At 68.1% G+C, this 11960-nt stretch carries 7 protein-coding genes, 1 pseudogene and 1 riboswitch; of the genes and pseudogenes, 4 read left to right on the top strand and 4 right to left on the bottom strand.

The genetic code is table 11. The features are described 5' to 3' along the window. Window positions 1-313 precede the first annotated feature (313 nt). The 3 genes and pseudogenes from ACWCWD_RS13790 to ACWCWD_RS13780 all read right to left on the bottom strand — a co-directional run. Window positions 314-1099: an enhanced serine sensitivity protein SseB C-terminal domain-containing protein gene (locus ACWCWD_RS13790; protein ID WP_450772736.1), complete on the bottom strand. Its 786-nt coding sequence runs from the start codon at window positions 1097-1099 to the stop codon at window positions 314-316. A 276-nt stretch (window positions 1100-1375) separates the two neighbouring features. Then, entirely contained in the window at window positions 1376-2143 is a 768-nt protein-coding gene (locus ACWCWD_RS13785; RefSeq protein ID WP_450773040.1) for an enhanced serine sensitivity protein SseB, read from the bottom strand. A 285-nt stretch (window positions 2144-2428) separates the two neighbouring features. Further along, window positions 2429-2917, bottom strand: a pseudogene (locus tag ACWCWD_RS13780) (AAA family ATPase); the annotation flags it as partial. Between the two features lie 173 nt (window positions 2918-3090). Then, window positions 3091-3188: riboswitch (glycine riboswitch) on the top strand. Between the two features lie 148 nt (window positions 3189-3336). On the opposite strand from ACWCWD_RS13780, the gene gcvT reads away from it, so the two are divergent. From gcvT to ACWCWD_RS13760, 4 genes are all read left to right on the top strand, one after another. Further along, a complete protein-coding gene (gene gcvT / locus ACWCWD_RS13775; protein WP_450772735.1) occupies window positions 3337-4452 on the top strand; it encodes a glycine cleavage system aminomethyltransferase GcvT in 1116 nt (371 codons plus the stop codon). Window positions 4453-4574: 122 nt separating this feature from the next. Beyond that, window positions 4575-4952, top strand: coding sequence for a glycine cleavage system protein GcvH (gcvH, locus tag ACWCWD_RS13770; RefSeq protein WP_450772733.1), 378 nt, complete (start codon window positions 4575-4577; stop codon window positions 4950-4952). An 18-nt stretch (window positions 4953-4970) separates the two neighbouring features. After that, entirely contained in the window at window positions 4971-6233 is a 1263-nt protein-coding gene (glyA, locus tag ACWCWD_RS13765) for a serine hydroxymethyltransferase (RefSeq protein WP_450772731.1), read from the top strand. A gap of 222 nt (window positions 6234-6455) precedes the next feature. Then, window positions 6456-7838, top strand: a complete 1383-nt coding sequence (locus tag ACWCWD_RS13760; RefSeq protein ID WP_390962540.1) for an L-serine ammonia-lyase — start codon at window positions 6456-6458, stop codon at window positions 7836-7838. A gap of 644 nt (window positions 7839-8482) precedes the next feature. Here ACWCWD_RS13760 and ACWCWD_RS13755 read toward each other — a convergent pair. Then, a complete protein-coding gene (locus ACWCWD_RS13755) occupies window positions 8483-11761 on the bottom strand; it encodes a type ISP restriction/modification enzyme (protein WP_450772730.1) in 3279 nt (1092 codons plus the stop codon). Window positions 11762-11960: the final 199 nt, after the last annotated feature.

Here is an 11960-nt window from a genome sequence, read left to right as displayed (position 1 = left end):
TATGCGCAACCGTGATGCTGTCCTGGGTCTACCGTTATCCGAACACCGGATTACACCCCGCGAACGGTAGGCGCTCGACGCACAAATGGACACACAGACCGACGAGTTCGATGTTCACCACCCGGAAACCGCTAAGCGGACATGACGGCCAGTCGGCACGACCGGAGGTAAAACGGGCCACAACGGCCCCGTGGCGGTCGGCGCGACCGGCTTCCGGGCAGCTCGCGGCAGTCGGGCGGTGTCCGGCGGATCACGGCCGGACAGCGCCTGGGCGCGTGCGCGCCAGGGAGGGAGCCGGAGGGGTGCGGGCGCGTCAGTACGCGGGCGGGTAGCCGTAACCGCGAGCGGCGGACGGCGGTGCGACGGGCTGCGCGTGCGCCTCCCGGTCGTAGAACGGACGGGCGTTGGCCCGCAGCCACATCGCGACCGGGTCGTAGTCGTCGGACATGGCGACCGTGGAGACGGGGAGCCCGTCCGGGACGGCGCCGATCGTCTGCCCCATCATCGCGCGGGCCGACTCCACGGCGGCCCGTCCGGTGTCGTAGAGGTCGAGGCCGATGGCGAGGTAGGGGGCGCCGAGCGCGGGCTGCACCCAGGCGCGGCGCAGCGAGCGGATCGCCGGGGTGCGGTGCGCGTTCTGCGACAGCAGCGCGTAGAACTGCGGGATCTCGACGGCGGGTTCGGAGAGGGTAAGCGGTCCCGCGGGGAGCCGGTCGAGTCCGGTGGCGATCCGGCGCAGGTCCAGCCAGGGGATGCCGACGCCGCCACCGGGGGTGTGCGGGTTGAGCCAGATTCCCCAGTGGTCGGGGAAGAGCGAGCGGGCGATCTCCCGGCCGGTGATCACCTCGTGGGCGCGGTTCCAGCCGCTGGCCGCGAGTTCCTGGGGAGAGGTCACGCAGGGGGCGTAACCGAGGCCGTCCACCCCGATGTTGCCGTACTGGGCGTCGGGGGAACCGGCCGTGCCGTGCCAGAGCAGCATCCAGACCTGGCCGTCCGAAAGAGCCTTCAGCAGCTCCTCGTACGTGTCGAAGCGCCCGGGGGTCACCTGGCGCAGCATGTGTTCGACCTGCCCGGCCGCCGCCGTGCCTGACGCACTCACCCTGGGTCCCGCCCCTCGTCGATTCACCGTGTCGCGCGGACGCCCCCGGGCGTGCGGGAGCGACCTCGCCATCAAACCAGCTTATGCGCCCTTACTGACACCGACTTGACGCCACCACCCGACATGCCGGACAACGGCGGGCCCGCAACCCGCCTCCGGAGAAGGGCGGCCGGCCCGTACGGCACGGCCGCTCTCCGCCCTCCCGGATGAACGGCCGTGCCGGGAGACTCACGGGGTAAGGGGTTCACCGGCGGAGCGGTTCACCGGAAGAGCGGTTCACTGGAAGAACGGCCGCACCTTCTCCACCATCCAGTCGCCGACCGGGTCCTGGGCCACGTCGAGGAGGACGAGGTTGACGGGCCACGGCACTTGCACGCGGCCGAGCGCCCGGCCCAGCGCGTCCAGGGGGACGCTCCGCGTGGTCTCGTCCCACATCGTCGCCTGGAATCCGCAGACGCCGATGAAGAGGACGGGGTCGCCGCCCTCGATGCTGGCCAGGGCGCGCCGGGCGGTGGCGACCAGGCCGGTCTGCCGGAACTCCGCGGAGACGGCGGCGAGGAAGTCGACCGGCTCCTCCTTCCAGTCCGGCTCCCACAGCCGCACCCGGCCGCCGCCGGCCGGTCCGTCCAGCGGGGTGTTCCCGGTGCGGCAGAGCTCGGCGACGGCGGCGGGGAGCAGCGGGAGCCCGACCGCGCCGCCCGGGTTCACGGCGATGCCGAGCTGCGGGGGCAGTCCGCGCGCGAACTCGCGGGCCGGCGCGACGGCGAAGGAGAGATGGGTGCCGACACAGCTGAGGAACTGCGCCTCGGAGCTGAAGACGGGCACGAAGGCGGCGCCGTCGAGCTCGATCGTCGGCAGGTCGAGGTCGGCGCTGGCGGGGCTGCCGCCGTTGGGCAGCGGGATCCAGACCTGGCTGCGGCCGAGCACCTCGACGAGCCGGCCGGCCGCCTCGGGGACGCCCAGCGAGGCGCTGAGTACTTCTTCGAGCTCGTTCGCCGGCCACCCCTGGAGCTGCTGGGGCGGCATCTGTGCCGGGATGTCCACTGCCTCTGTGTCCTCTACTCGACCGTGTCCTGCGGCAGAAACAGTAACCGCCGACGGGCGTCGCCGTCCCGGCGCCGGCACCGACGTCAAAACCGGCACCGACGGGGCCCCGCCGCCGGGAGGCCATGGGAAGGCGATGGCCCGCAGTGCTCCCGCCGCCGGGCGGTCCAGCAGTACGGCGGAGGCGCAGCCCGGGGGCAGCAGGCCGAGCTCCGTGTCGCGCAGCAGCCGGCCGACCGCGCGCCGGTGCCGGGCGAAGGCGTACCCGGAGACGCCGCGTCCGCGTTCGCGCTGGCCCGCCCGGGCCGCCTCGGGGGTCACGTCGAGCAGAACCAGGTGGAGGGCGCGGCCCCGGCGCACTGCGTGTCGGGCCAGCCAGCGGCGGACCCAGGTCTGGGTCCCGCAGTCGTGGACGACGACCGCCTCGCCGGAGCGGAGCGCTCGGAGCAGCCCGTAGTAGTGGGCGGCGCGGACCAGCGGGCGGTAGAGGGCGTACGGGAGTAAGCGGGGCAGGGCCGCCGCGAAGCGGTCCCGGGTGTCCTGGGAGTCGATGGCGCGGGTGGTGACCGCGCGCCGGATCAGGGTGGACTTGCCGCTGCCGGGCAGCCCGGAGACGACGACGACGTCCCCGGGGGCGAATTCCAGCCGCCGTGGTCCGTCCCCCGCCCCGCCGCGCAGGTCGCGCACGGCCGGCGGCCCCTTCTTCGCGGCGGGTGGTGCCTGCGGCACCGCGACCCCCCACCGCACCACCCCCGCGTACGGTCGCAACGACATCGGCACTCCCCCTGTCGAGTCACCCCACACCTGCCCACAAAGTGTAAAGAAAAGGTAATGCGCGGCAAGGGCCCCGGACGGGAGGCCGGGCTGCGGCAGGGGGCGGGGGTACCGGGCGCCGAGGCGGTCCGCCCTGCGTGCGATGATGTGCGCGCAACTGCATACCGGCCGTTTGAATCCACGCGGGAGAGTCCCGGCCACCGTGTGTGCCGGGCGCCGAAGGAGCAAGTTCCTCCCTTGAATCTCTCAGGCCCCGTACCGCGTGGATGAGGCAGATCTGAAAAGCGAGCCGTTCACCGGCTCCACCCAAGGTGCAAGCCGACCCGTCAGGGGCCTCTCGGCGAACCTCTCAGGTTCCGATGACAGATGGGGAGGGACCGTCCTCGTCGTCATGCCCTGCGCCCTGGGAGCCACACCTCATGAGCACCGCCCCCCGTACGACCGCCCTCGATGCGCTGCATCGCTCGCTGGGCGCGACCATGACCGACTTCGCGGGCTGGGACATGCCGCTGCGGTACGCCAGCGAGCGTGACGAGCACAACGCGGTACGCACCCGCGCCGGGCTCTTCGACCTCTCCCACATGGGCGAGATCGCCGTCACCGGCCCCGAGGCCGTCCGCTTCCTGAACCACGCGCTCGTCGGCAACATCGGCACGGTCGGCGTCGGCCGGGCCCGCTACACGATGATCGTCCGCGAGGACGGCGGCATCCTGGACGACCTGATCGTCTACCGCCTGGCCGAGACCGAGTACCTCGTGGTCGCCAACGCGGGCAACGCCCAGCTCGTCCTCGACACCCTGACCGAGCGGGTCGCCGGCTTCGACGCCGAGGTCCGCGACGACCGCGACGCGTACGCGCTGATCGCCGTCCAGGGCCCCGAGTCCCCCGCGATCCTGAAGGCCGTCACCGACGCCGACCTGGACGGGCTGAAGTACTACGCGGGCCTGCCCGGCACGGTCGCCGGGGTGCCCGCGCTCATCGCCCGTACCGGCTACACCGGCGAGGACGGCTTTGAGCTCTTCGTCGCCCCCGAGCACGCCGAGGCCCTCTGGCAGGCGCTCACCGAGGCCGGCGCCCCGCACGGCCTGATCCCCTGCGGGCTCTCCTGCCGCGACACGCTGCGCCTGGAGGCGGGCATGCCGCTGTACGGGCACGAGCTGACCACCGCGCTGACCCCGTTCGACGCGGGCCTCGGCCGGGTCGTGAAGTTCGAGAAGGAGGGCGACTTCGTGGGCCGCGAGGCGCTCACCGCCGCCGCCGAGCGCGCCGAGACCGCCCCGCCCCGCAAGCTCGTCGGCCTGGTCGCCGAGGGCCGCCGGGTGCCGCGCGCCGGTTTTCAGGTGGTCGCGGACGGCAAGGTGATCGGCGAGGTCACCTCCGGCGCCCCCTCCCCGACGCTGGGCAAGCCGATCGCCATGGCGTACGTGGACGCGGCGTTCGCCGCGCCCGGCACCGAGGGCGTCGGCGTCGACATCCGGGGCACCCACGAGCCGTACGAGGTCGTGGCCCTGCCCTTCTACAAGCGTCAGAAGTAGGCGTCGGGGCCCGTCGCGCCCCGCCCACGCCCCGCCCACCGGGCCGAACGTGACGCAGTCGCGTCTCATCCCGTAAGACCATCGTTCATCAGCACTCACCCGCGTACAGGAGAATTCAGGTCATGAGCAACCCCCAGCAGCTGCGGTACAGCAAGGAGCACGAGTGGCTGTCGGCCGTCGAGGACGGCGTGGCGACCGTCGGCATCACCGAGTACGCGGCCAACGCGCTCGGTGACGTCGTGTACGCCCAGCTTCCGGAGGTCGGCGACACGGTGACCGCGGGCGAGACCTGCGGCGAGCTGGAGTCGACCAAGTCCGTCAGCGACCTGTACTCGCCGGTCACCGGCGAGGTCACCGCGGCGAACCAGGACGTGGTGGACGACCCGTCCCTGGTGAACTCCGCCCCCTTCGAGGGTGGCTGGCTGTTCAAGGTTCGCATCGCGGAGGAGCCGGGGGACCTGCTCACCGCCGACGAATACACCGAGTTCTCCGGCAACTGAGACCCAAGGGACCGCCTGATGTCGCTTCTCAACTCCTCCCTCCACGAGCTGGACCCGGACGTCGCCGCCGCTGTCGACGCCGAGCTCCACCGCCAGCAGTCCACCCTCGAAATGATCGCCTCGGAGAACTTCGCTCCGGTCGCCGTCATGGAGGCGCAGGGCTCCGTCCTCACCAACAAGTACGCCGAGGGCTACCCGGGCCGCCGCTACTACGGTGGCTGCGAGCACGTCGACGTGGTCGAGCAGATCGCGATCGACCGCATCAAGGCGCTCTTCGGCGCCGAGGCCGCGAACGTCCAGCCGCACTCCGGTGCGCAGGCGAACGCCGCCGCGATGTTCGCGCTGCTCAAGCCGGGCGACACGATCATGGGTCTGAACCTGGCCCACGGCGGTCACCTGACCCACGGCATGAAGATCAACTTCTCCGGCAAGCTCTACAACGTGGTCCCGTACCACGTCGGTGAGAACGGCACCGTGGACATGGACGAGGTCGAGCGCCTCGCCAAGGAGTCCCAGCCGAAGCTGATCGTGGCCGGCTGGTCCGCCTACCCCCGCCAGCTGGACTTCGCCGCCTTCCGCCGCATCGCGGACGAGGTCGGCGCGTACCTGATGGTCGACATGGCGCACTTCGCGGGCCTGGTCGCCGCGGGCCTGCACCCCAACCCGGTGCCGCACGCCCACGTCGTCACGACCACCACGCACAAGACCCTCGGCGGTCCGCGCGGTGGTGTGATCCTCTCCACCCAGGAGCTCGCCAAGAAGATCAACTCGGCGGTCTTCCCGGGCCAGCAGGGCGGCCCGCTGGAGCACGTGATCGCGGCCAAGGCCGTGTCGTTCAAGGTCGCGGCCTCGGAGGAGTTCAAGGAGCGCCAGCAGCGCACGCTGGACGGTGCCCGCATCATCGCCGAGCGCCTGGTCCAGCCGGACGTCACCGAGGTGGGCGTCTCCGTCCTCTCCGGCGGCACCGACGTGCACCTGGTCCTGGTGGACCTGCGCAACTCCGAGCTGGACGGCCAGCAGGCCGAGGACCGGCTCCACGAGATCGGCATCACGGTCAACCGGAACGCCATCCCGAACGACCCGCGCCCGCCGATGGTCACCTCCGGTCTGCGCATCGGTACGCCGGCCCTGGCGACCCGCGGCTTCCAGACCGAGGACTTCACCGAGGTGGCGGAGATCATCGCCTCGGCCCTGAAGCCCGCGTTCGACTCCGAGGACCTGAAGGCCCGCGTCGCCGCGCTGGCCGGGAAGTTCCCGCTGTACCCCGGCCTGGGCAAGTAGCAACCGCCCGTTCACGGGCATTTTTCGCAGGTCGGGCGGGGCATCGCGCACACTGGAAGGTGAGCGCGGTGCCCCGCCGCGTTCCGTACGGGGCTCCGCTCCGTATCAGGGGTCCCGGGTCCCGCCCCCGCACCGGGGGCCTCCCCCGCTCCCTTCCGCTCCCCCACCCCACTTTTCGTTTCGCCGGTGGACAACGGCGTCCGCCCAGCTAGGAGTCTCCCCGTGGCCATTTCGGTCTTCGACCTGTTCTCGATCGGCATCGGGCCGTCCAGCTCCCACACGGTGGGCCCGATGCGGGCGGCGCGGATGTTCGCGCGCCGGCTGAAGAACGAGGGCCTGCTCGCGCCGACCGCCTCGATACGCGCCGAGCTGTACGGCTCCCTGGGCGCGACCGGCCACGGCCACGGCACGCCGAAGGCGGTCCTCCTCGGTCTGGAGGGCGAGTCCCCCCGGACCGTGGACGTCGAGTCCGCCGACGCCCGGGTCGAGCAGATCCGCACCACCGGCCGCATCAGCCTGCTGGGCGCCCACGAGATCCCGTTCGACGCGGACGAGCACCTGGTCCTGCACCGCCGCAAGGCGCTCCCGTACCACGCCAACGGCATGTCCATCCACGCGTACGACGAGACCGGCGCGCTGCTGCTGGAGAAGACGTACTACTCGGTGGGCGGCGGGTTCGTCGTCGACGAGGACGCGGTCGGCGCCGACCGGATCATCCCCGACGACACCGTCCTCGCCCACCCCTTCCGCACCGGCGACGAGCTGCTCCGGCTGGCCCGGGAGACCGGCCTCTCGATCTCTTCGCTGATGCTGGAGAACGAGAAGGAATGGCGTACCGAGGAGGAGATCCGTACCGGCCTGCTGGAGATCTGGCGGGTCATGCAGGCGTGCGTCGGCCGGGGCATGTCCCGCGAGGGCATCCTCCCCGGCGGCCTCAAGGTCCGCCGCCGCGCCGCGAACTCCGCCCGCCAGCTGCGGGCCGAGGGCGACCCGCAGACCCACGCGATGGAGTGGATCACCCTCTACGCCATGGCGGTCAACGAGGAGAACGCCGCCGGCGGCCGGGTCGTGACCGCCCCCACCAACGGCGCGGCCGGCATCATCCCGGCGGTCCTGCACTACTACATGAACTTCGCGGCCGGCGGCGCCACCCCGGAGGAGAAGGACGACAGCGTCGTCCGCTTCCTCCTCGCGGCGGGCGCGATCGGCATGCTCTTCAAGGAGAACGCCTCGATCTCCGGCGCCGAGGTCGGCTGCCAGGGCGAGGTCGGCTCCGCCTGCTCCATGGCCGCCGGCGCGCTCGCCGAGGTCCTCGGCGGCTCCCCCGAGCAGGTCGAGAACGCCGCCGAGATCGGCATGGAACACAACCTCGGCCTCACCTGCGACCCGGTCGGCGGCCTCGTCCAGATCCCCTGCATCGAGCGGAACGGCATGGCGGCCGTCAAGGCCGTCACCGCCGCGAAGATGGCCCTGCGCGGCGACGGCACCCACAAGGTCTCCCTGGACAAGGTCATCAAGACCATGAAGGAGACCGGCGCGGACATGTCCGTCAAGTACAAGGAGACGGCCCGGGGCGGGCTCGCGGTGAACATCATCGAGTGCTAGGCAGATGGGCCCTGACCAGCGCGTTCGTACCTTTCAGTGCTGTCAGGGCCTTCCCTGCTTACGCGGCGAAAAGTCCCTGAAACCTCCATGGGGCAGACGTGAAAGTCCCTGAAAAGTCCCTGGGATGTCCCTGCTCCACCTCGTTCTCGGAGGGATATCTGGATGGATGCCGGCTCGAACCGCGGACTACTTGCCGGCGCTGACCAGTGCGATGGCGCGGGAAGACGGAACTCGGGAGGGTAGGGAGGAGGCATGACTATCAGCCTTCCGAGAGGGCCGACATCTAGCTACCGCAACTGGGCCCCAGGACACGAGACAGGTCAAGATGTCACAAGACCGGGCGGCCGACCCGACGACCTTCTTACCCCTGACGTCCGTTCAAAAGGCTCTCCGCCTCCCCGCCCCGCGCACGAGGGTTCGCGGCGACCACAGAGCCGTCTCTGGGCGAGCCATCGGCACGTCGACCTTCTGCGGGGCACTGGGGCCTCCGAGGTTCCACTTCGCGCTCCAGGCGCTCCCCCAGGGCCGAAGGTGAGCCCAGTATCCATGCGGCCGAACGCCAAGAGGAAGCATGGCAGAGATACAGACCGGCAGGCGATCGGGCGCATACGCCCGACCGCCTCGTCCTACGCAGCCGGTCCCCGCTAGTGATCCTGGCCAGTAGAGCGGGGGAGCACCGGCTTCTTCTCTGCCGAGGGCGGAACGGGCAGTACGCCCAGCGTGGTGAGGTCATCGACACTGATCAGACTCCCCTCATCTACAGCAGCGAGTAGCCGTTCCTGCTCGGGTTCGATTGCAACCAGGGAACCAAGGACGTTCAGAAGGCTCAACAGCTCCGTGGTGTACTCCGGAGGCCAAGTCTCTGGGTTGCGGTCATTCAGTGGAGTTTGGCGCTCCACATCAGGTTCACGCTTGCGGAAATCGAACCACTTCTCGACGACCCGCACACCACCGATCCGGTAGTCCCAAACTTCCGGTGAAACCGGCGCAATGGCGCCAGAGCCCACGGTGAGTGTGTGGGTACTTTCGTCATACTCGATGGTGTCGGGCATGCCGTGCAAGGTTTCGCCGATAGGGGCGGTGCACAGGGGGCGGATGCCGTCAGGGAGTCTTGGAGTTTTCTGGGGGCGTCCGGCTTCCGGATTGCTGTAGCGCTCACCGTAAGTGTGCAGCCATAGGACTCGACGACCGATCTCCGTCACCTGTTGCCAGAGCTCTGGGCTTCGGGTGAGGGGGACGCGAACTCCACCTGCGGTGCGTTCTTCCTTGTAACGCTCACTATACCCAGCGTGGCCTGCGATACCTGCGATGTAGGCGAAGAGGTCTTCGGCGCTGACAGAAACTCCGATGGCCTGCTCCAATGCTGGCAAGAGACCCGGAGTCACGTTGGCCTGAAGCCCATGGGGATCCCGGTGGAGAGGGATTATGCGTCCAGCCTGAGTACCCTTGAAGTGGTGGTTATCGGGGATCAGTGCGGTGAACCCCACTGCAGGCCCCGGACGGCCAGGTTCTGTGTGCAGCTCTGAAAGATAGACCTGGGCGGGCCCCTGGACGAACCAGAGGGGCGGTCGGGGGCGGTCGATGACTCTGCGGTCGGCGATGAGCCACTGCCGGTCGAAGGTCATTCTTCCGTATCGGATGAGCTTCGGAGACTGGTCGGTCTCTTCTGACAACGGGAGCAGCGAACCGGGCTCGTGTCCTGGTAGCGGTGGCTCGGCCTTTTCAGGGGTGCGGTCGTCCGTTGCCTTCATCAAGGCGGCCTTGTGGTTCTTCGGGGCTTTGATGAGTCGCTTCCAACGATCGATGAGTACGTCCTGGATAGGAGCGACCGGCCAAGTCCGGTTGTTCTTATTACCCGAAGTGGTCCAGGGCAAGAGCAAGTTCAGAGTGGGCATGGCCTCCCAAGCCACTCCGGCACCAGGTTGGAACGGTGCCTGCCACTCAGAAATGCAATCCTGCCACCCGGCTCCATCCTGGTGACCGTCGATGCCGAGGCTCTCCAGCCAGGTGAACTTTTCCTCGCGTCGCCCCGGAGGGACGTCGAGCCGACGGATGTGCGCCGGCGTGTCTGGGTCAGGGTCTCCGTGGCGGACGAAAACACCAATACACACCTCCTCTTGCATCGCCTGGAAGATCCGCGTGCTGGCGTTGGACTGTCGGCCTTCGGGAGACAGTCCAATGATCCAGCCTTCATCGGCGGCCTTGCGTAGGTAACTGCGCATACCCGCTGTACCTTGACTATCCAGGTATCCAGCGTTGGTGATGAACGCGACTATTCCAGCCGGCGCTTTGTGAGCCCCATCATGCGGGCTCTCGGCAAAGGCTTTCCAAGCCGCCCATGCCCAGAAGTAGATGTAGAGGTTGTGCAGGACATAGTCGTGATGGCGCGACCCAACGGCGCGGAACTGGTCGAGAATGGGCCCGGAGCCGACCTCATTTCCCTCGACCACCCAGCGCCCTAGACCGGCCCGTTTGGCTCCTGCGCGGTAGGGAGGGTTGCCAATTACGACCATTACGTTCTCTGCTGTCTTGACCTTGTTGGCAAGCCGACGGTGCTTGGCAATGGCCTCGTAGTGGAAGCCAAGACGCACTTCGAGAGAAGGGTCATCCAGCGTGTCGGTGACATGCAGGCGTACTGCGTTGTCAGCGATTCCGACTTCATGAGCTTTGAAGGCATGACTGATGCGCAGTTCGGCCACGGCGTATGGACCGGTCTGTTTCTCGAAACCGATGAGGCGATCGGCAAGTTTGCGCAGCTTGGACGGTTTGATACCCGACCCATATTCACTTTCCACGTCCTTGGCGACGCGGTCGATGATGTTGATCAGGAATGTGCCGGTACCAGTGGCGGGGTCGACGACTGTCACTTCATCACTTGCGAACCCCTCGCTTTGCCCTAGTCGGCTGCGTAGTACAGCGTCGGTAAATCCCAGCATGAAGCGCACCACTTCGCTGGGAGTGTAGTAGATACCGGTCTTCTGCCGCAGTTTCGAGTCGTAGGCGCCGAGGAACCCCTCATAGAAGTGGAGGTAGGCGTCACCGGTCTCGTCCTCGAACAGAGCGGGGTCGACAGCGGAAATCACTTGCACAAGCACTCCGACAACACCGCGCAGGTCGTCAAGAGCGTCGTCGGTGAGGACTGCCAAGGCTTTACCCATGAGGCCGTGGCGCTTGCCCAGTTTTCGCGCGACATCAGGAAGCGGCTGGGTTTTCAGATCGATGCCCTCGATCTGTGCAAGGAGCAGTGCGAAGGTGACCGTCTGGGCGTACTGGTCGGCGAATGACTCCGGCGTAGCGTCAGGAAAGAGTAGGTTCTTCCAATCATCGGCAACGATGGTGAAGGCGCGCTGCGCTTCCTCTTCAGCTTCGCGAGTTAGTTGCTCCGCCACTTCGTCGCGCAGCAAGCGGCTCAGGCCGGCGATGCGTTTGACCAAGTCGCTGAGACTGGCCGGCTGCTGGGGTGCCCAGCTGAGAAACATGGCAATGAGCTGTGCGAACTGCTCATCGGCAGGAACCACGTTGCCCTCACGCAGGTCACCTGCGAGCAATGCAGTCTTGCCAATCTGCTGTCCCTCGCGAAACAGCGCCCATTGCTCCCCGTCGGTGTACAGGAGGTTCGGCAAGACGCGGATCTTTTCCCATTGCCGACGATCATGACTCTTTGCCTGCCACGCGGTGGGGTCAACACCCTTGCCCGGACGCTTGAGTTCAACGTGACCGATGATCTTGCTGCCCACGCCTATAGCGAAGTCGGGGCGCGCGCTGAGCCGCTTGATGCTGGTCTGACCGTAGGCAACTGCACTGATGTTCTGGCGCTTGGCCATTCCGCGCAACAGGCCCTCCACTGGGGAGGTCAGGGCTTCCTCCTCGCCGCCGGGGCCGTTGAGCTTTGCGGCGACTTCCTTTCCGAATGCCGAGATCAAGCCGTTGACTGATTCGTGCTGTTCCCCGTGGGCAGCGCCCTCGCCTGACATATTTCCCCCTATCAAGTCGACTCAGTTGAGCAAAGATCATATGCGCGTGGTGGCTAAGGGCTGTCCCGTAATCCGTGGTGGATCAGTGCGCGGCGGCAGATGCGGTGCATCGCAAGGCGGAGGAGCGTCCGCATACTGGATGTATGCG

Source organism: Streptomyces sp. NPDC001493, from assembly GCF_053597235.1.
This window is presented reverse-complemented; position numbering and strand designations above follow the sequence as displayed.

Coding starts and splice junctions, on each gene's coding strand:
- gcvT (WP_450772735.1), top strand. CDS start 3,337: ATGAGCACCGCCCCCCGTACGACCGCCCTCGATGCGCTGCATCGCTCG.
- gcvH (WP_450772733.1), top strand. CDS start 4,575: ATGAGCAACCCCCAGCAGCTGCGGTACAGCAAGGAGCACGAGTGGCTG.
- glyA (WP_450772731.1), top strand. CDS start 4,971: ATGTCGCTTCTCAACTCCTCCCTCCACGAGCTGGACCCGGACGTCGCC.